Raw genomic sequence first — 21,913 nt, forward strand, 5'->3', positions numbered from 1 at the left:
ATCAGCCGGCTCGCTCCCGGCGCCGCTGCGCCGCCTGCCGCATACGCTGTCGTCGGCCGACGGCATCGGCGCCGTCCGCGGGAACGCGGGAATGCGGGACAGTGCCGGACGCGCTCTCCCTGCGGCCGGCGATGTGCGCCGCGTACGCACGGACGCAGGGGAAGCTGAAGAAGTCGATGACGCGCGCCTCGGGATGGACGTGCTCGCGTACCTCCGCCAGTAGCTGCACGACCAGCAGGGAGGAGCCGCCGGCCTCGAAGAAGTCGTCCGTGACCCGCAGGCCGTCGACGCCCAGGACGCCGCTCCAGATCTCCAGCAGCCGCCGTTCCAGCACGTGGGCCGGCTGCGCCGTGGCGTCGTCGGGGCGGTGCAGCGGCACGACGGGCAGCGCCGCGCGGTCGACCTTGCCGCCGGTGGTGGTGGGCAGGCGCGGGATCGCGGCGAACGCCGATGGCACCATGACGGCCGGCAGCCGCTCGGAGACGGCCGAGCGCAGCGTCGCCTCGTCGAGCACCGCGCCGGGCCGGGGCACGTAGTGGGCGACCAGCAGCTGCTGCGCGCCGTCACCCTGCGGCACCACGGCACACTGGGTGACGCCCGGGACGGCGTTGACCGCCTGCTCGACATCCTCCAGCTCGATCCGGTGCCCCCGGAGCTTGATCTGGTTGTCCAGGCGTCCGGAGAGCTCCACGGTGCCGTCCGGCAGCAGCCGGGCCAGGTCTCCGGTCCGGTAGACCGGGCCGTCCGGGTGCAGGTCCGGGCGCAGCGGGAATCGCTCGGACGTGAGGTCCGGTTTGCCGACGTAACCCCGGGCCACTCCGGCGCCGCCGATCACGAGTTCGCCGTACATGCCGACCGGCAGTGCGTTGAGCCGGGGGTCGGTGACGTACAGGGCGGTATTGGCCAGCGGCCGGCCGACGAGGACGCGCTCGGGGTTGTCGGGCAGCGCCCAGGAACTGGACCACACCGTGGTCTCCGTGGGGCCATACATGTTCATCACGCGGGGGATGCCGAGCGCCTTCAGCTTGCGCGCCAGCGTCAGGTCGAGCGGCTCGCCGCCGACCATAAGGATCCGCAGCGTGCCGAGGGCCTCGGCGGCGCGGGGCAGCATGAGCACGGTGCGCAGGAGGGTGGGGGTGGCCTGCATCGCGGTCGCGCCGGAGGCCAGGATCAGGTCGGGGACAGCCACGGGCTCGGCTGGGTCCGAACCGGCCGTGGATTGGCGCAGTGTCTCCAGGTTCTCGGCGAGCACGACCGGTATGCCCCGGGCCAGCGTCCACAGTAGCTCGACCACTGCGATGTCGAAGGTGACCGCGGTGACGGACAGCCATACGGTGGTGTCATCGGGCCGGATGACGTCGTCGAGGGTGACGAAGAGGTTGGCGAGGTTGGAGTGGGTGACCTCGACGCCCTTGGGCACGCCGGTCGAGCCGGAAGTGAAGATGACGTACGCCGACCCGGTCGTCGGGCCGGGCAACAGGTCGCCGGCTTGGGTGTTCAGCAGCTCGGCCGTGGCCAGGCGGGGGCCGTCGAAACCGGGGCAGGCCGCGTGGTAGGGGTCGTCGGCGACGAGCGCGGTACAGTCGGCCGTCTCCACCATCGCCTCCAGCCGGCTCGCCGGTGCGGAGCCGTCCAGCGGCACGTACACCAGCCCTGCCGACATCACGCCGAGCAGCACCGCCACCAGTTCGGGGGTCCGCGGCATGAGGATGCCCACGCGCTGGCCGGGCCGGAGGCCGGCGGCTCGCAACCCTGCCGCGATACACGCGGCGTGACGCGCCAGGTCGCCGCGGGTCAGGGTGGTGCTGCGGAACGTCACGGCCGGCTGCTGCGGCTCCTCGGCCAGCCGCGCCAGGATGTCCTCGTGGACGGGGCGGTCCGGCACCGGTCGGGCCGTCGCGCCGTTCCACCGTTCGATCAACCTGGCGCTCTCGGTGTCGAGGAGTCCGAGTTCCGCCAGAGGGCGGTCCGGCACTCGGCACATGCCCTCGAGCAGGTGGCGGTAGGCGGCGACGAAGCGCCGGGCCTCGTCCTCGGTGAACTGCCGGTCGCTGTAGGTGAGCAGGCCGCGCAGGCCGTCCTCGTGCTGGCTGAGACGGAACATGACGTCGTACTGAGTGGAGTATGTCGGCACGTCCATGGGAGTGCTGCGCACGCCCGGCAGGTCGAAATCGGTGTCGGGAAACGTCTGGAACAGGAACACGGTCTGGAAGACAGGGGTGTGCGCCCCCTCGCGCCGCGGTGCGACGGCCTGAACGACCTGCTCGAAAGGAAGTTCCCGGTGGGCGAATGCGTCGTGTACGGCACGCCTGGCCGACGCCAGATATTCGCGGATGGTCAGCCGCTCGTCCACGCGCGTCCGCACTGGGACGAGGTTGAAGAAGAGGCCCATGGCACGTTCCAGGTCCGCGTGCGGACGGTTCGCCAGAGGGCTTCCCACCACGACGTCTTCGCTGCGCGAGAGCCGTGAGAGCAGCAGAGTGTAGGCCGAGACCAGTACGGTGAAGGGGGTGGTGCCGGTCTCGGCGCACAGGGTGCGCATCCGGTCCAGCAGATCCTCGTCGTAGCGGATTTCCAGAGCCGATCCGCTGTGTCCGGGGGCCGTCCCGTGACCCCGGCCGGGCATCAGGTCGAGCGCCGGTGGCGGATCGGCCAGTGTCCGGCGCCAGAAGTCGCGCTGCCGTTCGGCCGCCGGGCCAGCCAGCCAGCGCTCTTCCCAGTGAGCGAAGTCTGCGTACTGGAGGGGAAGTTTTGCGAGTTTGGGGCGGCGGCCGGCCACCCGGGCGCGGTACAGCTCCGCGAGCTCCTGTTTGAGGATGCCCGTCGACCATCCGTCCGAGATGGCGTGGTGCTGGGTGACGAGGAAGAGCCACTGCCCGGGGCCGGTGCTGATCAGGTCGAACCGGCTCAGCGGGGGACGGGACAGGTCGAAGCGGTGCGAGACGAGGGTGCGTACGATGGCGTCCGCGTCGTCCTGGGCGGCCATGTGTTCGTGGAAGGGTGCGGGGCACTCCGGTGCGATCGTCTGGACCAGCACGCCCTCGCTCTGGGAGAGCGCCGTGCGCAGGATCTCGTGTCGGCCGACCAGTTCCCCGACTGCCCAGCGCAGGGCCGCGACATCGAGATCGCCGTGCAGTTCCATGGCGAAGTACATGTTGTAGACGGGCGGGCCGTCGTCGGCGAGTTGCTCACTCAGCCACATCTGCTGCTGGGCCCGGGAAGCGGGGATGCGGCCCGAGCGGTCGGCGCGGGTGACGCGCAGCGTGCGTTCGGCGTCCTCGCGCCGCTGTTCCCGCAGGAACCGCAGGATGGGGTCGCGGTGGTCGCGCAGCATCTGCTTCAACTCGTCCGTCAGCGCCGCGGTGGGGCCGGTGACTGAGAGCCTGCCGTCCCGCTCTTCCAGCCGTACCCCGAGGTCCGCGAGTTGCCGGAGTATCTCGGTCGTGGTCGTCACAGCTCGAAGCTCCCTGTCGGGTCGGCAGTGTGATGTGCGGTCAGTTTGCTGTAGAGCTCGGCGGACGCTCGCTGCTCACGCACGAGCTCGGCCATCCCTTCGGGTGTTTCGGCATCCAGCAGGTCACCGATGGGGATACCGACGCCGAAACCTTCCCGCAGGCGGGCCACGATCTGGGCGGCCACCAGTGAATGCCCGCCCAGTGCGAAGAAGTTGGAGTCGGGTTCGACGTCCGGCTCACCGAGCACGGACCGCCAGGTCTCCATGACGACGGCGACGACGTCCTCCTGCGCACCGGCGGCAGGCACGGGCTCGGACTTCGCCTCGGACTTGGGATCAGGGAGAGCTGGGGTGCCGTCCGGGGCCGTGATCGCCCAGTGCCGTCGCGGGTCGAAGGGGTAAAGGGGCAGGGCGACCGTGTGTGCGGACGTGCCGCGCAGCCGGGCCCAGTCGAGGTTGGCTCCGCGCTCCCAGCACCACGCGGCCAGCTCCAGCCAGTTCTTCCAGGAGGCCAGCGCGCCCATGAGATCTGCGGCGTCCCCCGGCAAGGCGGCCGGTTCGCCGTCCATGACGGAGGCCTGCGCCACGTCGAGGAAGTGGTCGACGGACGGCGCGGTTCCTGCGGGCACCGTCTCGCCCAGGCTGAGCGAACGCAGGGCGCTCTCCGGACGGGCGGGTGGATGGGACCGCAGGTCGTCTTCTATGGCGGCAAGGTGCCGCTCGCACGCGCTCAGGTCGCCGCCGTGCACGACGGCCCGGATGGCTTCGTGCCGCACGGCGCACCGCAGGGCGACGTCTCGGTCCAGCGCACCGGCGTAGGCCGCCGCGAGGTACTCCCCCGCCCCGTGGGCCGTGACCGTGCCGACCCGCACACCGAGGGCCGCGAGTTCTTCCAGAGCGGCGTATCCCAGCAGGAATGCCCGCTCGGTCGCGTCGGGGCGGTCCTGGGCGGTGCCGAACGCGGGCAGCCGGTCGGTCAGGGACGGCTCGGGACGTACGGCGGAGCCGAGGTCCAGGGCTACCTCGAGCGGCCCGGCGGGGACGGGGTCCTCCTCCTCCTTCAGCAGTGCCGCGAGCTCGGGCAGCGAGCGGGCGACCCACGCGCGCCGCAGTTCGCGCGGCATACGGCCGTCTTGGAGCGTACGGGCCACGTCCGCAGCCGCCCTGTCACCACTGGCGGTCACGGCGTGGGCGAGGCTCTCCCTCAGTCCGTGGAAGGCGTTTTCCGTGCGCGCCGAAAGCGGGAACACCTCCGGGGCTGCGCCGTCGGTGCCGCTTGGTTCGGCGGCGGCGCCGTGGTGGCCGACCACGGCGTGGGCGTTCGTGCCGCCCACGCCGAGCGCGGACACGGCTGCGCACCGCGGCCGCCCGTTCTCCGGCCAAGGACGGCGCCGGGTGTTGACGTAGAGTCCGCTGCCTTTCACGTCGGCCGACGGGAGCAGTTCCCGGTGGTTGACCGTCGCCGGAATGACGCCTTCGCGCACGCAGAGGATCGCTTTGATGAGTCCGGCCATGCCCGCGGCCGTGTCCAGGTGCCCGATGGACGACTTTACGGCCCCGATCGCGCATGGCGTGTCCACACCGAGCCGCTCACGTGCTTCGCGCAGAGCGGCTAGTTCGACGGGGTCCCCGAGGGGCGTGCCGGTGCCGTGTGCTTCCACGTAGCCGATGGCGCGGGGGTCCACCCCGGCGTCGGCGACGGCCGCGAGTATGACATCGCGCTGTCCGGCGACGCTGGGCGCGGCGAAGCTCTGGCGGTCGGAGCCGTCGTTGTTGACTGCCGTGCCGTGCAGCACCGCGTGGACGCGGTCTCCGTCTCTGAGCGCGGCGGCCAGCGGCCTAAGGACGACGATGCCGACTCCGCTGCCCGGCACCGTCCCGTTCGCGGCGCGGTCGAAGGGACGCAGCGTGCCGTCCGGTGACAGGACCGCGCTCTGCTGGGGGGCGTATCCGTGCTCGTGCGGCAGCTGTACGGACACCGCGCCGGCCAGGGCGACGTCGCAGTCTCCCGCCAGCAGGCTCTGCCGGGCCAAGTGCACGGCGGTCAGTCCGGTGGAGCACAAGGTGTTCACGAAGACGCTCGGGCCGCGCAGGTCGAGGTGGTAGGAGACCCGCAGGGGCAGCATCGCCGGCGCGTCCGACATCCTGCGGTGGCTGCCCGCTGCCTCGTCCGGTTCCGGCAGCAGCCGGCCGTACTGGTTCTCGCCGCTGCCGCAGAACACTCCGACGCGCTGTCCTGCAGCGCGGCCCGCCCAGCCCGCGTCCTCCAGGGCGTGCACGGCTTCCTCCAGGAACAGCCTGTGCTGCGGGTCCATCGTGTCGGCCTCGGCCGGCGCGATCCCGAAGAAGGGTGAGTCGAAGTGTTCGACAGCGTCGACGGCGCCCGAGACGGCTACGTATCCATCGCGGGCGTACCGGTCGTGCGGTACGCCCTTGGACCGGAGGCCGGATTCGTCGAGCGGGGCCAGGAAGTGGGCTCCCGCCAGCAGGTTTGACCAGTAGCGGTCGACGTCCCGGGCTCCGGGTAGTCGGCATGCCATGCCGATCACGGCGATGGCATCGTCCGGGTTCTGCACGCTCACGGTGTTCCCCTAGTTCTGCGGTGTGCGGACTCGGCGACCGAGCGCGCCGGCGAGGGCCGATACGGTCGGGTACTTGAACAGGTCGGTGATCGGCACCTCCACCGACAGCTCCCGCCTGATGCTGCTGTGCAGCTGAATGAGGGTCAGCGAGCTGCCGCCCAGTTCGAAGAGGCTCACCGACCTCGGCACGCGTTCCGGGGGGACGCCGAGCGCCCCGGCCCACAAGGCGGTGAGCTGCTGTTCCAGGGCGGTGCGCGGCGCGGTCTGTGCGGTGGCGTCCTGTCCCGCCTCCGGCACCGGCAGGGCCCGGACATCGGCCTTGCCCGTCGCCGTGACCGGTAGCTCGTCCAGCCGCACAACGTACGCCGGGAGTTGCTCGGCGGGAAGGCGCTCGGCCAGGTGCCCGAGGGTGTCCTCGGCCGTCGTACCTTCCGGGGCGACGACGTACGCCACCAGCGTGTCCTTCCGGCGGGGATGCACGACCACCGCGGCGTCCTTCACGTCGTCGTGCTCCAGCAGCATGCTGCGGATGCCGTCGAGGTCGATGCGCAGCCCGCGGATCTTGACCTGGCCGTCTTCCCGCCCGATGAACTCCAGCACTCCGTCGGCGCGCCTGCGTACCAGGTCGCCGGTGCGGTACAGCCGAGGCGGCGTCGGCACGTCGGCGTGTTCCTCCAGCGGACTGGCGACGAACCGCTCCGCCGTCAGCTGGTCGCGGTTGACGTAGCCGTCGGCGAGGACGACGCCACCGAGATGCAGTTCTCCGGTGAATCCGGGGGGCAGGATCTGACCGCCGACGCCCAGCACGTATGTCCATGCGCCGTCCACCGGGCGGCCGATCGGCATGACGGGGCCAGTGTCGTCGTCGGCCTCGCACACGTGGAACGTCGCGTCGATGGTGGCCTCGGTGGGGCCGTAGAGGTTGACGACCCGGGCCGTACTCGTGCGGTCCGCCATCCGCACCACCGCGCGGTCGAGTTGCTCGCCCCCGCAGAACAGCCAGCGCAGCGAGGGGCAGGCGCTCAGGCCCTCGTCGCCGGGCAGGGCCTTGAGCAGTGTCGGTACGAACTGAGCCACCGTCACGTTGTGTCGGCGCATGTCCGCGAGGAGGGCAACCGGATCCCGGTGTGTGTCGGCATCGGCGATCACCATCGACGCGCCGATCGTCAGCGGAACCAGGTACTCCCACACCGAGGCGTCGAAAACGTGGGGCGTCTTGAAGTAGAAGCGGTCCTGCGGGCCCAGGTCGAACGCACGCCGCTTCCATGCCAGGTTGTTGGCGATGGCGCGGTGTGGGACCACGACGGCCTTGGGCAGGCCCGTGGTGCCCGACGTGGTGATGAGGTATGCGGGTTGCGTACGGTCCACCGGGGCGTCGGCAAATCCGACCACATCTGTCACGGGATCGGGGTCGCCGACGTCGAGGACCGGCAAGTCCGTGGTGAGTTGCTCACGTGTTCGGGCGTCGCCGACCAGAACGGCCGCGGCACCGGCGTCGATCACAACAAAGGAACGCCTTCTGGCCGGCTGTGCCATGTCCACAGGCAGGTATGCCATGCCACAGCGGAGCACCGCCAGAGCGGCGACGACGAACGCGGCGGACCGCGGCAGGCACAGCGCCACGGTGCTTCGCTCGGGCAGTCCCAGCGCGGTGATGCGAGCGGCCAGGCGACGGCTGTCGTCGTCCAACTCTCGGTAGGTCATGGTGCGCTCACCCTCGATGAGGGCGGCTGCACCGGGCCGGGCTGCTACCTGCTCCGCGAAGGCCCCGACGACCAGCGGCGGGGACGCATCGTCACTGTCCGTGTGGCCGTGCGCGGCCGCACTTGCTCGGTCTTCGGCGCAGGCCAGTGCCATACGGAGCGCGGAGGGACCGGGGGTGACCAACAGCTGTCCGAGCACCGTCTCGACGGCGAGGGCGATGCTCCGGGCGATGTAGGCGGGGTACTGGTCGCGCACGAAGTCCAGTCGGCCGTTGAAGCCCACGCCATCGGCGTTGACGGACAGCAGTAGGCCTGCCTTGCCGTCGCGCGGCACCATGGGGACACGCCGGGCATCCACCCCCGACAGGCGCAGCGCTTCGTCGGCGGTCGCCTCGTTGAACGACATGATGGCGGGGAACACCGAGGCCGAGGCGGCCTGCGTTCCACTGCGTACGGCCGCCCATGCCTTCGTGAGTGAACCGCCCTGGTGGGCCAGGCAGTCCAGCAGCGAGTCCTGGACCTCTTCGAGGTACTCGCCCGCGGTCCTGTCCTGCCGGGTCGGCGGGCAGAAGGGGAGCATCTCGGAGTAGAGTCCGACCACTTCCGGGTACTGGGAGCGGCGCCAGTCGAGGGCCGGGTATCCGATAACGATGTCATCGGTGCGGAAGTAGTGCTGCAGCGTGAGCGAGTAGGCGCCGAGCAGCGCGGCGAACGGCGTGATGCCCCGTTGCTCGCAACGATGCCGGAGGTCCTCGGGCACCCGTACGTCGACCGACGAGGTGTGCGGGCTGAAATCCCCGTCCACGAGCCGATCCGACGCGGCCGGCGCGGCGGTAACACCCCGCAGGTACTCGATCCAGAACTCTTCGTCCTGGCGGCCCTCGGGCGACTCTTCGAACTCCTTCTGAGCCATCGCATACGCGAAGTAACCGTGCTGCTCGCCGGGAGGGGGAGGCGGCGCGCTCCCGTCCGCGTACGCGGCGTAGAGGGCGGACAGGTCATTCAGAAGCAGCCCGACCGATGGCGCGTCCACGGCGATGTGGTCCAGCAGCAACAGCAGCACCGCCTCCTGCGGACCGCTGCGGAAGAGGTCGGCACGCAGGCGCAGCGGGGCGTCGGCCGCGAAGGGCATGCGGGCCGCCTCGGCTGCGTACTCACGCCCGTCTTGGCCCGGAATGTCGTGCACCCGCAGGATACCGTCCGGGATCTGGTCGCCCATCTCGAGGAATGTGCCCTGCGCGTCGGGACGTGAGCGCAGCACCGGGTGGCGGGCAATCAGCTGGCACAGGGCCAGGTCCAAGGCGGTCGTGTCCAACGGTCCGGCTAATCGTTGGACGACCGGGATGTTGTACGCGTCGCCGGCAGCGCCGAGCTGCTGCGCTGCCCATACGGCTTGTTGCTGACGTGTCAAGGGCGCCACTCGGTGCCCTGCTAAGGCAGGCATGGTTTCCCCCGTAGCCGCGCCTCGACCCCAGGTCATGGAATCACTGGCGCACACCAATAGAGACTATGGCGATCTTGAGCTGCTATCGATGTACACGTCAATGAAATAAACGGCTCATGACGGGAAATGGTCGTTCATCCCCCTGGTGCAATCCCCGGTAAGAGTTGCGTGAACTGCTGCTTTGCGGAGCCCTGCGGAGTAGATTCGAATGGCGGAAAAGAGAGCCTTCGGAATCGGGCAGGGTAGCGGCGCCCGGGCTTGTAAGCCCGACGGCGACCACGCCCCGTCAACGTCGACCAGCCCCCTACAGGCGGATACTGCCCGGCATCTGCGGCCTGGCCTGGAAATCCCGACGTGCAAGCCAAGTGCGAGCACGACAGCCACAAGCCTGTCGAACACCGAACAACGGGGCGAGCTGGCGCATCGTCAAGTTTGTGCGCCAGTACGCCGTGACCAGCAGTGTCCTGTCTGCCAGCGGCAGGCTCCACGGCCTGCCCCGGCGGGTGGCGTCGACCCCCTAGCGGCGCAGCGCCGTCACCAGTTTCATGAACTGGCGCGGGCTCAGCCCGGAGAACGGGACTATCCAAGACGGCTCCGACGCCGTGATCACACCAGCCACATTAAGATCATTTCACCGCGGTGGATCCCTCCAGCCCGTGAGGGCGGGGTCCGGTCACGACGGCAAGGACGTCGCGGACCGCTTCGCGCAGGCTGCCGAAGTGACGATGCACGCCGTGCATCGCCGCAGGGGCGTTGACACCCCACACCGTCATTCCGGCACGCAGCCCGGACTCCACCCCGGAAGGGGCGTCCTCAATGACCAGACATTCCTCCGGCTTGGCACCAAGTCGCGCGGCTGCCTGCAGATACGGCACCGGAGACGGCTTGCCTTCCTCAACGGCGGCCGCATCCACGAGGACCTCCGGGACCGGCAAGCCCGTCCGTGCGAAGCGTCCACGCACCCGGTGCTCATAGTTCGAAGTCACCAGTGCCCAGGACCCGGGCTGCAGAGCACTCAGCAACTCCGAGGCGCCGCCGAAGGCCGCATAAGCGCCGGAGCGGACGTCCTCGTCCTCCAGCTCGTGCAGCGCGGCAAGGCACTCCCCAGGGTCCTTGTCCGGAGCGACCTGCGCGAAGGTCTCCATCGGCCTCGTCCGCAGCGCCACTCGGTAGACCTCATCGGGGTCCAGCCCGTACCGCTTTGCCCATGTTCGCCAAACCAGGCGCTGATTGTCCACCGCGTCGATCAACGTGCCATCGACATCAAACAGGACATACCTCATCGCGCCAGACTGGCCGGGTTCACTGATCACGCTTCGATCATGCCATCAGGCTCTGATCAGGCAGTTTGCGGGACAGTCTTGCGGAGTGGGGGCCTCCCCCTGAGTGGTGGACACGCTGATACTGGATCTGCTCGATCCGGAGGAAGCGAGAAGACCGCCGATGGCGATGAAGGACTATTCGGACGAGTTCAAGGCCGATGCCGTGGCCCTGTACGAGTCCACACCCGGGGCGATCTACAAGAGCATCGCCGCTGACCTGGGCGTCAACCGGGCGACCCTGCGTGAGTGGGTACTGCGGGACCGCGAACGCCGTGGCATCACCGCCGCGGCTGCGAAGCCGGGCGCCCAGCCTCGGGAGGCGGTGCCGTCCGCTGATCCGAACGAGCGGGTGCGGCAGTTGGAGGCCCGGGTGGCCGAGCTCGAGGCAAGTGAGCGCAAGCTCGCCACCGAGCGGGACATCCTCCGCAAGGCGGCCAAGTATTTCGCCGGAGAGACGAACTGGTGATGAGCCGCTTCCAGTTCGTTGACGACCATCGCAACACCTACGAGGTGAAGCGGCTCTGCCAGGTCCTGGACGTGAACCGGTCCAGCTACTACAAATGGCTCGCCGGCGCCGAGGCCCGGGCCACCCGGCAGCGGGAGGACCGGGTCCTGGCCGAGGAGATCCGCGAGGTCCACGGCGCATCCGGCGGCGCCTACGGCTCCCCGCGCGTGACCGCCGAGCTCCGCGAGAAAGGACGGCGGGTCAACGAAAAGCGGATCGCCCGGATCATGCGGACGTTCTCCATCACCGGCATCCGCCTGCGCAGACGCGTGCGCACCACCGTCCCGGACCCGGCCACCTCACCGGTCCCGGACCTGTTCCAGCGGGACTTCACCGCCACCGAACCCGGCCTGAAATACATGGGCGACATCACCTATCTCCCCCTGAAAAACGGGGAGTTCCTCTATCTCGCGACCGTGCTGGACTGCTTCAGCCGCAAGGTCGTCGGCTGGTCCATCGCCGACCACATGCGCACCGGCCTGGTCGCCGACGCACTGCGGATGGCGGCCTCGACCCGAGGCGGCCTGGACGGTGCCGTGTTCCACTCCGACCACGGGGCCCAATACGGCTCCCGGGCCTTCGCCGGCCTCTGCGACCAGTTCGGAGTGACCCGATCGATGGGCGCGGTCGGCACCAGCGCCGACAACGCGGCCTGCGAAAGCTTCCACGCCTCCCTGAAACGCGAGACCCTCCAGGGCACCCACGACTACGGTGACGCCCGCACCTGCCGCAGGACCGTCTTTGCCTGGCTGACCCGCTACAACACCCGCCGCCGGCACTCCGCCAACGGCCACCTCAGCCCCAACGAATACGAACGCCGACACCACACCGCTAAACTCACGCTCGCCGCGTGATCAATAACCGCGTGCCCACCTTCACGGGGGAAGGCCCGTGCTCGTGACGACGATGCGCGCACCCGTCATGCTCTCCAGGATGCGCGTCTGCGGGGAGCGCGTTGGACTGGCCCATGTCTTTACCGTGTTCTTGGGGTGACCACCCTCCGACCACTGAACAGAAACGTTCCATGTCTGTCTCAACAGGCACGCTTCTAGAACGGAACGACCTCACCGGGCGGACAGGAGCATCGTCAGCCCCTCGCCCGGGGGCGCTGTCCCTCCCTACCTCGTACCTGCCCGTCATACCTTCAAGGCGTGAACGCTTCTCCGCTGACGAATACGCGACACCGCTACATGAGAGCCACCAGTCCCGGGGCCGCACGACGCCGTTCGCGAGGCCGTGATCCAGCTGATCCGCACCCGGCAGATCCGGCCCGGCTCCTCCGCGGGCCCGGTCTACTTCGTGCTGTACGAAGTGGACGGCGAGGGGCGGGCCCGCGAACTGGCCGCCGCCCTGCGCTCCGCCCTCTACGCGATGTCGGCCCCTTGGCGAGCTGCCTGCGCAGCTCGTAGAGGGCATCGGGGGTCACACACCCAGGCAGACCGGACGATCACCAGGGCAGGCGGGTACGTACCGTCTTTCCTGGGCCGGGGCCGGGCACGGTCTGGATCTCACCGGCCAGCCGGTCGATCATCTGCAGGCCCCACCCGCCGGTCGCCCCCGTGACATCCGGAGCGCCCGGGCGCGGGAGGACGGGGCTGGTGTCGCTGACCTCGATCAGCACGCCCTCGTCATGCAGGGTCAGCCGCAGCGTGCACACCCCGGGGCGTGGCGAATGGCGTTGGTGACCAGTTCGCTGACCACGATCAGCACCGCGCTGATGGTGTCCGGGCTGGTCGGCTCCCCGCGGATGCGTTCGGCGTCGGCCAGGAAGTCGGTGGCGGTCTCACGGGCCTGGCCGGGCGCGTCGCTCGTGTCGGCCAGGTCGATGTGACGCTCCATGCTCTCGCTCATGATCGTGGTTCCCCCGGAGGCAGGCGGTCGGTAACCCTTGGTACTGGTGGTACGACTGCCCTGCATATGGCCCGATAAGGGGGCCACGCTGGTTGGAACGGGATCGCTGTCCATGCCCGGTCCGGTGAGCCGCGCGGGGAATGGGTTACGTGGGTTCGGACTGCCGGTCGGCAGCGGCCAGCGTGAGCCGTGCCTGCTCAACGGTGGAGGCGGTGGTGAAAATCTCCTCTGCGCCGACCAGCGTCAGCAGGTGCTGGAGGCGCTCTGGGACCGCGGCCAAGGCCAGAACCGCGCCGGCGTCCTGCGTGGCCTGACGAGCCGCGAGCAGCGCGTTGAAACCGCGTGAATCGCAGAACGAGATGCCCGCGCAGTCCAGCACCACCCGCCGGTATCCGGCGTCAAGCATCTCGCTGACCGCCCGGGCCAGCACCGCTTCGCCACCCAGGTCCAGCTCACCGGCCAACGCCAGCACCGCGTCCCGCTCCACCACCGCCGGTGTAATCACCAGTCTCTCCACCGGCACTTGTAACTCCTTATCCGCAGGCCACCTTGAGGCGGCAGCCCGCTATGGAACCACCGCAGGGCCCTGCCCAGACAACGCGCGCATCATGTCAGCCCTAACGTGGTGACAGGCCCTGGCCAACCCTTGGCCGGTAGAGAGCGAACGAAGGTGGCGTCCACGACCAGCTCGTGACCGCAGAGCCGTGCCTGTCCGTCGATCACCGCGACGAGGCCGAGAAGCAGCGCAACAACGCCTACACCGCCCGCAAGTACGTACGCCGTGCTCGTCACCCAGCAAGGCCACCTCAGCCAGTCCCCCGGACGTCCTAGACCGGAAACCGGGGGCCAACCTCTGCCGCTGATGGCAGCGCTCCGAACCGACCCATACTGAAACCGAGCGGTACCCCGCTGACAAACGCGGGGCGGCGCCTGGTCGACGAGATGGCCGCCGCCAGCGGAAGGCTGGGGCCAGAACGCCCTCGAAATCGCCCCGCCGTACCTCTCCCAGCAGGAAGCCGTCACCGTCCTCGCCCGGTTCGCCGACGACATCGGCAGCGACGCCGAGACATCCTGGCCGCACGCCGCTACCCCCTGACCGGAGGTCGCCGTGCCCTGGAAGCCACGTGGCTCTGACTACCCTGTGTTGAGCCTGGCACTGCACCGGCTCCGGCGATATCTCCGTCACTGAGGAGGGCCGTACGGACGACGTGCCGACCTCCGGCCACCGAGATAGCCGGGAACCGGCCTCCACCGCCCGTGGACAGAATCGGCCCGACATCAGGCAGCTCGATCCGGTCCCACGCCGCTGAGTGTTCACTGACCCAACAGAACCTCCCGAGCAGCGTCAGAGAGGCACGGCCAGCCCTGACCAGGTCAGTTCGGACGGCGTATCAGCATGCCCCTACCCGCAGGGAACTGATGTTGTCGTTCCGGTTGTAGTGGGATGTATCGCCCTGCCAGTTCCCCACGGGCCACGTGGCGCCGTCGCGGTTGATGTTCAGCCACGTGCAGAAAGTCCTGCCGGTTCGGTTCCATACCGAGGAGATCTGGTCGTTCATGTTGAAGTCGCGGAGGTCGTCGGAGCCCGTCTGGAAGCGCACCATCCTGCCCCAGCCGCCAGCGTCCTCCCAGGCGCAGAACCAGCCGACCGGGCAGTCCTGGTATGCGGTGATCGACACGTCCCGTTGGACAGTGGTGGTAGACGCCTGGGCGGTGGGCACGGCTGCGACTGCTCCGGCCGCAGCGAGTCCTAATGCCGCACAGAGTGCTGTGAACCGTTGCATGAGGGTGTTCCCTCCTTCGATTCATACAAGGCCGGGAAGTCCGGCCGTTGCCTTGTTCCACTTCGGGAAGCGAGGCTTTCTCCGTGCACTCTCTCTCAGCCTTGTATGGGATGCCCCTGTTTCTGTGACTCTGGCCGAAATGCTGCCACGGCCAGCCCTTTGATCTCAGCGACCGCATCACGGAGGAAGAACGGCAACGAAGCGCCTCGGTTACCGCCGTGCCCTTACAGGGCCGGGATCGCTTCGAGTGCATTGTTCATCGTGGTGATCTCATCCAGGCGGTCATGCGTCTCGACATGCCGAAGGCCGATGTCGGCCGCCGCCCGCGCCAAAGTCGGCAGGTGCGGTGTGGCGGACTGCCAGGACAAGCTCCTGGGCAGCGCGCTGCGACGGAAAATGATGACGGCGGCGTGGTAGCCGTACTGGGAGGCGAAGACGGCAAAGGCGTGGGGCGTATGCAGCACGGCTTGCTGCTCGCCCAGGCGGTCGTCGAGGTGGATGAGGCTGTTCACAGTGCGGCGGCCGACGGCCAGATCGGCGAACAGGCGACGCCGAAGAGCGGATGCCTGCCGGTCGGATATGGCCAAGGGCTGGGCAAGCGGCGATCCCGCGGCGTAGCGGCGTTTGAGTTCGGCGTCCAGGAGGTGGACCGAGTCGAGGTGCAGTTGCAGTCGCTCCAGGGGTCTTCAGCCGCGTGGCAGTGGGTCAGGTCCCAGGTCTTGCCAGGCGGCGTAGCGCGCGAGCATCAGGGCGCTCTCCTGGCTTCGCTGGCCGATCAGCCACAACAGGGGCTGCCGCGCTGCGGTACGGCGCAGCTCGGTGCGTCGCTTGCGGCGCTTCTCGTGCGTCTGTCGGCACTGTTCGTACTTCTGGCTGCTGGTGGTGACGCGGATCTTGCCCGATCCGCAAACGCCGCAGGGCAGCCGTGACGCAATTACCTGGCTCATGGCGCCGTTGCGGTGCTCGGGAGCGATCCGCCCGCCGCTTTGCCGTACCGCGCCTGTCCTGCGCCGCCGTCCCGCCGCCATACCCACTCCCCCGCCATGGTGCTCTCGCCCGTGCCGGTACGCCCTGGCAACCGGCGAGGTAAGCGATTCATGGCGAAGCAGGCGTCTGGAGGGGTCGGAATGTAGGGGCAGTCAGCATCCGTCGCGGCGGATCTCCGGCCGCTGGGTCCCCTCTGTCTTGCCCTCTGGAGTTAGAAGCCGTTGTCGTACCGATCATGGTGAGCGTGGGTTCGAGTGCGGCGACTCGGGTGGGTGATTTCCGGCTTGCCGGGCATGGAAGCAGGGCCTCCTGCACAGCTCGTGGGTGTCGAAGTCCATGAGCAACAGGAGGCCCTGGTGCCGCAGTCTTCCGTATCGTTGCCTGCTGCGTCCAACTCGCCCGCCCGGCCGTGTGATTGCCTCGCGCACGTGTACGGCAACGCGGCCGATCGTGGCGAGCGTGTGCGACGCTACCCGTCGGACATGACCGACGCGGAGTGGTCGATGGTCCGCAGCCTGCTACCGGTGCCGGCATGGATGAACGGCAAGGGCGGCCAGCCGGAGGGCTACTGCCACCGGCAGATGATCGACGCAATCCGGTATCTCGTGGACAACGGGTGGACAACGGGATCAAGTGGCGGGCGATGCCCGCGGACTTTCCCGCCTGGGACCGCGTCTACGCGTTCTTCCGCCGCTGGCGCGACCATCGCCTGGTCACCGAGTTCCACGACCGACTGCGCAGCCGGGTTCGCGAGAGCGAGGGCCGGGAGACGGAACCGACGGCCGCGATCGTCGACTCGCAGTCGGTCAAGGCAGCCGCGTCCGTCCCGGCGCCGTCACGGGGCTTCGACGGGGCCGAGAGCTTCAACGGCCGCAAGCGGCACTTGATCGTGGACTGCCTTGGTCTGCTGCTGATGGTGCTGGTCACCCCGGCCGACGTCGCTGACCGGGACGCCGCCTGCGGCATGCTGCCCCGCCTGCTGCCCGCCACCGCAAGATCCGGCTCGTGTGGGCCGATGGCGGCTACGCGGGCCGCCTCGTCGACTGGGCCAGGAACAAACTCCGCCTCACCCTGGAGATCGTCAAGCGCAGCGACGACATGCACGGCTTCGTCGTACTGCCCCGACGCTGGTGCGTAGACGCACCCTGGGCTGGCTGATGCGCTCCCCGTCGCCTGGCCCGCGACTACGAGACCCGGCCCGCCACCAGCGAAGCCGTGGTGCAGTGGTCGATGGCCATGCTCATAGGACGCCGCCTCGCCCGCCGCCGCACCTGATCACTCACTCCGCCGGGCAACGGAGGATGAACAGGCCCGGCCGGTCCTCGGCCAGCCAGCCCCGCGCGACCAGCCGCTTTGCCTTGACCCGCACACCCTCGACCTTCGCCGGCACCAACTCCAGGCCCAGCCGGGCAGCCAGGTCCTTCGCCCGCAGCCCCTCCCCGCCGCTGTTGGCCTCCAGCACGGCCAGCAGCCTCCGGTACTCGGGAGCAAGCACCTGAGCCGTGACACCCTCGCACCACTCGGGGACCACCGAACCGGCCACAGGCTCCTTCACCTCGACCGGAACCGGTGCCGGCCGGACCGGCTCCTGCGGCACAGCACCTGCGGCCAGGACCTCGGCCAGTTCCACGAGCGCGACGACCCGCCGTTCCAGCACGGCTTCCGCCTCCGCCAGCTCGGCCCGAACCCGGTCCGCCTCCGCGCGCAGTTCCTCCACCCGCACCCGGGCAGCCGACTCCCGAGCCTCCAACATCCCCATCACCGACGGCACCTGCATACCTCCCGACGAAACAACACGACGTGTCGTCCCTGCCGCAGAACCGTCGGCATCATGCCCGAGCAGCGAAACGCAGCAATCACATTCGGAAAGACAACGGCTTCTAACGGTGACACTGCTGGTCCTGATCGGTTTGGTCTCCGCCGACGAGACCCTGATCCCGCCGAGCGACGCCGGGGCAGGCGGCCAGCCCCGGTACCGACCGCCGAGCCGCCCGCGGCCGCGACGAACGCCGCGTCGATCCCGCCCGTTTCCAACGCGGCCGGCGTTGCGTACCGGTTCCGATTCTTGCTTCTTTGCTGTACGGCAACGGCTTCGGAGACCTTGGCTCGTTCGCTGTCTGCCCAGGTCACAGCTATGGGCTACAGGCCAGTGCTACCACCTGGTGGCCAACAGGATGCCCTTCGGTAGGCGGGTTTCACTGGGGCGACAGACTGGTGGATTTATCCACGAATGTTGCGATAGAGGGTGGGAAGGAGCCAGAGGCGGGAGGGGAACAGGAGGAGACCGTGACCGTCCTCGCCATGTTTCTTCTTATCATCGGGACTATTTTGATCTTGCTTGGGACGGTCCTGGTCGCCCTCGGGGCAATTGTGATCCTCATAGGGATTTCCCTGGTTGCCCTTGCGGCCTTCCTACTGATCCGGAGAGTGCTGAGGCGCCGACAGTAGAAATGGCAAGGCCGAGGCGCGGTGTCTGTGCGTGCGGGCAGGGGAATGCAGTGGGCGCGGCCGGAGAAATTGGACCAGATCAGGCCCGAAGCGTCGAGGTGCCGTTGGCGCCTGGATTGGCCGCGGTTTCGGTGATGAGGACGGTAACGGTGGTCGGGCCTGGGGTGTCACGGGTGGCTGCTTTGCTTACCGCTGCGCGGACGGCGCGGGCGACGTCCAAGGGGTGATGTCCGGGGGCCACCGCGAGCTGGACTTGGATGTGCCTGCCGGGTGGATGGTCGCGGTGTTCCACCGTGACTGGTCGGTTTCCCAGCACCGCGGTGAGTCGGGCCTGCGACGGCGGGCAGGCCGAGTTACTCCTCGGCCGTGTTGAGCAGTGTGGCCCTCAGATGTTCGGCGGTTTTGGTCAGTGGCCGCCCGGTGGATGGATAGCGGCGCTCGTGGCACTCGTACGCCCCCAGCCCGCTCACCGAACAAACGCCCTAAAACGACTGTAATGTGTTTTAAGAGCGTCGAATGACTCGATAAACGAAGGATTTGCCTGATGGCTGAGAATGTTGGCGTCAGGCAGGGCGGTGCGCCCGGCTCGCGCGGTCGGACGACGGTCGCCGATGTCGTGGTGGAGAAGATCGCCGGAATCGCAGCGCGGGACGTGCGCGGCGTCTATGCCCTGGGCAGTGGGTTCGCGCGCTCCATGGGGTCCATGCGCGAGCGGATGCCGGGCCCCGGTGGCGGCAAATCCGTCACGCGCGGAGTCAGTGTCGAAGTAGGGGAACTGCAGGCGGCCATCGATCTGGAGATCGTCGTCGACTACGGCGTTTCGATCACGGACGTGGCCGGTGCGGTGCGGGAGAGCGTGATCTCCGCGGTGGAACGGATGGCAGGTCGGGACGTCGTGGAAGTCAACATCATGGTCAGTGATGTGAAGCTGCCCGACGAGGAGGGCGAAGGGGAAGAGCGGCAGCGGGTCGAGTAGCCGGGTTGAGCCGCTGCTTGAGTGAGGGAGCGTGTGATGAGCAGGGCCATGGTGGGCTTGATGGCCGGGATGGCGCTAGGTTTCGCCGCGTATTTCGGCGGCTTCTGGGCTTTTGTGCTGGTGCTGGGGCTGGGCGCCGCCGGTCTCGTAGTCGGGCGGCTTGTGGAAGGCGATCTCGAACCGGGCGACTTTGTCCGTCGCCGGACCGGCAGGAGCGGATCCGCGATGATCGGAGACGGGCTCGAGGAGACTGGCAGCGGTGACCGTGAAGCCGGTCGGAGGCCGGTCATACCCCGCGGAGCGCGGCGCGATCATCGTCGCCGACCGGGTCGTCGCGAAAATCGCTTCCCTAGTAGCGCGCGAGGCTCTGGGCCATTACGCCGGAGGCCAGCCACGTGCCGCCTGATCACCGGACGCCTCGCGTGACGGCGTCCGTGCACCGGCCCTCCGAGGGGAATACCCCTGCGCGAGACGCCGGGTCTGCGCCGACGGCAGGCGGTGATCGGGAGGTACGGATGCACATCACTGTCGAGCTCGACTATCCGTCGACATCGGGCGCAGTGCGCCGGGAAAGGTTACCGAACGGCTCAGGACATGGGCCGCCATGGATGTGTCCGTGTGTCGGTCGAGACACTGCACTCGATGCATTCGAGCCACGGGCCAGGAGAGGGTGCGATGAGCGCGAACACCTGCGGCAGCCCCCGGTGCCAGCCGCCTTCCATCCGATACCGGACAGGCGACTCCGTCCGCCGACAGCGCCCCGGGCGGGTACGAGGGCGGCGACGAGACATCAGGCAGGCCGCCGCGACGTTTCTGGTCGGCGCGGCGGATTCCCGCGCCTTGGCGGCACTACTGTCCGCCGCGGCCATTGGACTGCTCCTGTACGACGTGGTCTCGGTACGGGCAGGCCAGTCCGCGATGCGCTGGCGACGGCGGCTCGCGAGGAACTGTCCACACGCCCCTGGACGACATCTGATGATCGTCGGGCCGCACTGGCGATGGCCCTCGGCCTGTGGCTCTTCCTGCTGGCCGTGACACCGGGACGGCGCAGACTGCTGCCCGTGCGGCAGCCCACCGGCGTCCCGGGGACACAGGAGGTCCGCGCCGGGCTCGACCGCCGCGCGGCCGCCCTGATCCTGCGCGACCGGGCCATGCGGGTGCCCGGCGTCCAGTCGGCGCAGGTCTCAGTCGGCCACCGGAAGATCAAAGCCCGGGCAGGCCGGGCGGCAGAACGCCGATCGCCTCGACGAGGCGGCTGCCGGCGTCGATGGCGACCTTCGAGACCCGAACAACGGCGCCAAGTGCCGCCACGTGAGATTCGCGCCCGTACATCGCCACGGGCAACGCCCGGTCCGCCAGGGCCAGACGCCTTGCGGTTGCGCCACTCACAGATATCGGCTGCACGGATCATGGCCTGTCCTCCTGAGCCGTTGATCCGGGCCGGTGCGAGCCGCCCCCACGGGCAGGCACAGCCCAAGGCCGACCCCCGGTAGCTCCTTGTCCTGCCAGGCTTCGGGGAACCTCTGCGTCGCGCCCTCGCGCGGTGAGGGCTCCGACCGTGGTAGTCGACAGGGATGCCGATGAAGCCTTCTAGTGCCGCGGACCGTTCATCCTGGTTCGGACGGCTGCGCCGCGTGATCAGCCGTTCACCAGTCGGGCGTGGATGGCGGCGGAGCAGTGCTCTTGAGCTGGGGTCGCGTTCGCTGGGCTTCGCGGCGCTGGGGTTCCTCACTCTGGTGCCACTGTTGATCATTGTCTCCTCTGCCGATCCCGAGCACGGGCGGGGTTTCGCGCAGTGGCTGGGGAACGGGCTCGGCGTGTCGACCACCTCCAGAGCAGACGTCGAGCAATTGTTCACCCGTCCCGGCCAGGCCCTGCGGACCACGACCGCCTTCGGCATCGCCGCCCTCGCCGTGTTCGGCCTGACCTTGGGGGCGGCGGTGCAGACTGGCTACGAAAAGGTCTGGGACCTGCCGCCGGCCCGCTGGTGGGCGAGATGGCGGCATGTGGTGTGGCTCGGCGTACTCACCGGATACCTCTTCGTCTCCGCCACCACCACGCTGCGGCGCGAGCCCCTAGCGGGTGGGACCGTCGCGTCGCTGAGCGCCGTCCTGTTCATCTGGTGGTCCCAGCGCATGCTGCTCGGCGGGCGGATCCTCTGGAGTGCCCTGTTGCCCGGCGCGGTCGCCACCATGATCGGGCTGCTTGGCCTGCGGGTCTTCTCCCGGCTCGTCTTCTCGCCGCTGATCGCATCCAACACCGTCAGCTACGGCCCAGTTGGAACCGTCCTGGTCATCCAGTCCTGGCTGGTCGGTGTGGGTGTCGTTGTCTTCGGCGGAGCGCTGGTCGGCCGATTGCTGTACGAAGAACTCCCACGCATGGCACACGCACTGAAACGGCGAAGGTGAGTGACCAAGGGATAAGAACAAGGTACTCAGGGCTTGTCGACGCTGACGAGCCAACGCCCTTGGCGTAGTACTTGTGCTCGACCACGCCGGGTTCGAGCGGGGAGTCGTCCTTGGTCTTGAGGACGTTGGTGTACGAGCCGTACGGCACCTTGACCTCCTCGGTCGTGCTTCTAAGAACCTGCCCCTCTCTCACGCCCCCGGGAAGCCCGATGCGGGCACCTGCAGCCGCTTGGCGGCCTGGCCCACCGTCACACTCGGTTCAACGTCGGGCAGTGTGCCGTCGGTGCCGAACAGGTGGGACAGGGCGCGGTAGTGCCGCTGCCAGTCCTGGCTCCACGGGCAGTGCCAGTCAAGGGCAATGGCCTCCAGCTGCTCCGCCAGGTCACCGCGCGCTCCGGGTCCTTCCTAAGGTCGGAGTCGCCGACCAGTTCGGTATCGATGCGGTGGGA

Annotated in this window: 18 protein-coding genes and 3 pseudogenes; 8 read left to right on the plus strand and 13 right to left on the minus strand. The window is 68.8% G+C overall.

The features are described 5' to 3' along the window. Position 1 precedes the first annotated feature (1 nt). From AS594_RS37810 to AS594_RS37830, 5 genes and pseudogenes are all read right to left on the minus strand, one after another. Entirely contained in the window at positions 2-3,454 is a 3,453-nt protein-coding gene (locus AS594_RS37810) for a non-ribosomal peptide synthetase (RefSeq protein WP_069931147.1), read from the minus strand. Further along, positions 3,451-6,036: a beta-ketoacyl synthase N-terminal-like domain-containing protein gene (locus tag AS594_RS37815; protein WP_141746937.1), complete on the minus strand. Its 2,586-nt coding sequence runs from the start codon at positions 6,034-6,036 to the stop codon at positions 3,451-3,453. Before AS594_RS37815 ends, AS594_RS37810 begins: the two co-directional genes overlap by 4 nt. Positions 6,037-6,045: 9 nt before the next feature. Continuing rightward, positions 6,046-9,150, minus strand: coding sequence for a non-ribosomal peptide synthetase (locus AS594_RS37820; protein ID WP_167368156.1), 3,105 nt, complete (start codon positions 9,148-9,150; stop codon positions 6,046-6,048). Between the two features lie 406 nt (positions 9,151-9,556). Continuing rightward, positions 9,557-9,802, minus strand: a pseudogene (locus tag AS594_RS37825) (helix-turn-helix domain-containing protein); the annotation flags it as partial. A 7-nt stretch (positions 9,803-9,809) separates the two neighbouring features. Further along, positions 9,810-10,496 carry an HAD family hydrolase gene (locus tag AS594_RS37830; protein ID WP_069931150.1) on the minus strand — a complete coding sequence of 229 codons (687 nt, stop codon included), beginning with the start codon at positions 10,494-10,496 and terminating at the stop codon, positions 9,810-9,812. A 130-nt stretch (positions 10,497-10,626) separates the two neighbouring features. On the opposite strand from AS594_RS37830, the gene AS594_RS37840 reads away from it, so the two are divergent. Continuing rightward, a protein-coding gene (locus AS594_RS37840) for an IS3 family transposase (RefSeq protein ID WP_240509408.1) occupies positions 10,627-11,864 on the plus strand; the annotation gives its coding sequence in 2 pieces (ribosomal slippage) (positions 10,627-10,950 and positions 10,953-11,864; 1,236 coding nt in all). A gap of 593 nt (positions 11,865-12,457) precedes the next feature. Here the strand turns inward: AS594_RS37840 and AS594_RS42145 are convergent. The 3 genes from AS594_RS42145 to AS594_RS37850 form a co-directional block, all read right to left on the minus strand. After that, positions 12,458-12,667 (minus strand): ATP-binding protein, encoded by a 210-nt coding sequence (locus AS594_RS42145; protein ID WP_079148537.1) that lies wholly within the window; start codon positions 12,665-12,667, stop codon positions 12,458-12,460. Continuing rightward, the gene (locus AS594_RS42150; protein ID WP_141746938.1) at positions 12,649-12,861 is read right to left on the minus strand and encodes an ATP-binding protein; all 213 of its coding nucleotides are present in this window, start codon (positions 12,859-12,861) and stop codon (positions 12,649-12,651) included. Before AS594_RS42150 ends, AS594_RS42145 begins: the two co-directional genes overlap by 19 nt. A 145-nt stretch (positions 12,862-13,006) precedes the next feature. Beyond that, entirely contained in the window at positions 13,007-13,384 is a 378-nt protein-coding gene (locus tag AS594_RS37850) for an STAS domain-containing protein (RefSeq protein WP_069931152.1), read from the minus strand. Positions 13,385-13,551: 167 nt separating this feature from the next. Between AS594_RS37850 and AS594_RS45175 the strand changes: the two genes are divergently transcribed. Beyond that, positions 13,552-13,692: a hypothetical protein gene (locus tag AS594_RS45175; protein WP_167368157.1), complete on the plus strand. Its 141-nt coding sequence runs from the start codon at positions 13,552-13,554 to the stop codon at positions 13,690-13,692. A gap of 560 nt (positions 13,693-14,252) precedes the next feature. On the opposite strand, the gene AS594_RS37855 is transcribed toward AS594_RS45175, so the two are convergent. From AS594_RS37855 to AS594_RS37865, 3 genes are all read right to left on the minus strand, one after another. Further along, positions 14,253-14,540: a peptidase inhibitor family I36 protein gene (locus AS594_RS37855; protein WP_167368158.1), complete on the minus strand. Its 288-nt coding sequence runs from the start codon at positions 14,538-14,540 to the stop codon at positions 14,253-14,255. Between the two features lie 329 nt (positions 14,541-14,869). Continuing rightward, complete coding sequence (locus AS594_RS37860) at positions 14,870-15,232, minus strand: hypothetical protein (protein ID WP_069936096.1); 363 nt, start codon at positions 15,230-15,232, stop codon at positions 14,870-14,872. Between the two features lie 99 nt (positions 15,233-15,331). Continuing rightward, the gene (locus tag AS594_RS37865; protein ID WP_141746939.1) at positions 15,332-15,592 is read right to left on the minus strand and encodes a hypothetical protein; all 261 of its coding nucleotides are present in this window, start codon (positions 15,590-15,592) and stop codon (positions 15,332-15,334) included. A gap of 656 nt (positions 15,593-16,248) precedes the next feature. Here AS594_RS37865 and AS594_RS37870 point away from each other — a divergent pair. After that, positions 16,249-16,770, plus strand: a complete 522-nt coding sequence (locus AS594_RS37870; protein ID WP_240509359.1) for a transposase — start codon at positions 16,249-16,251, stop codon at positions 16,768-16,770. Between the two features lie 141 nt (positions 16,771-16,911). On the opposite strand, the gene AS594_RS37875 is transcribed toward AS594_RS37870, so the two are convergent. Then, complete coding sequence (locus tag AS594_RS37875; protein WP_240509360.1) at positions 16,912-17,391, minus strand: hypothetical protein; 480 nt, start codon at positions 17,389-17,391, stop codon at positions 16,912-16,914. Positions 17,392-17,918: 527 nt separating this feature from the next. On the opposite strand from AS594_RS37875, the gene AS594_RS45180 reads away from it, so the two are divergent. The 4 genes and pseudogenes from AS594_RS45180 to AS594_RS48215 form a co-directional block, all read left to right on the plus strand. Next, complete coding sequence (locus AS594_RS45180) at positions 17,919-18,080, plus strand: hypothetical protein (RefSeq protein WP_167368159.1); 162 nt, start codon at positions 17,919-17,921, stop codon at positions 18,078-18,080. 544 nt (positions 18,081-18,624) lie between these two features. Continuing rightward, the gene (locus tag AS594_RS37880; RefSeq protein ID WP_069936098.1) at positions 18,625-19,056 is read left to right on the plus strand and encodes an Asp23/Gls24 family envelope stress response protein; all 432 of its coding nucleotides are present in this window, start codon (positions 18,625-18,627) and stop codon (positions 19,054-19,056) included. A gap of 36 nt (positions 19,057-19,092) precedes the next feature. Next, positions 19,093-19,319: pseudogene (locus tag AS594_RS46940) on the plus strand (hypothetical protein). A gap of 735 nt (positions 19,320-20,054) precedes the next feature. Next, a pseudogene (locus AS594_RS48215) lies at positions 20,055-20,225 on the plus strand (DUF6286 domain-containing protein); the annotation flags it as partial. Positions 20,226-20,259: 34 nt separating this feature from the next. Here the strand turns inward: AS594_RS48215 and AS594_RS45185 are convergent. Beyond that, positions 20,260-20,445 carry a hypothetical protein gene (locus AS594_RS45185; protein WP_069931157.1) on the minus strand — a complete coding sequence of 62 codons (186 nt, stop codon included), beginning with the start codon at positions 20,443-20,445 and terminating at the stop codon, positions 20,260-20,262. 185 nt (positions 20,446-20,630) lie between these two features. Between AS594_RS45185 and AS594_RS37895 the strand changes: the two genes are divergently transcribed. Further along, positions 20,631-21,464, plus strand: a complete 834-nt coding sequence (locus tag AS594_RS37895; RefSeq protein ID WP_069931158.1) for a YihY/virulence factor BrkB family protein — start codon at positions 20,631-20,633, stop codon at positions 21,462-21,464. The last annotated feature ends 449 nt before the right edge of the window (positions 21,465-21,913 follow it).

The organism is Streptomyces agglomeratus, assembly GCF_001746415.1.
GTDB lineage: Bacteria > Actinomycetota > Actinomycetes > Streptomycetales > Streptomycetaceae > Streptomyces > Streptomyces agglomeratus.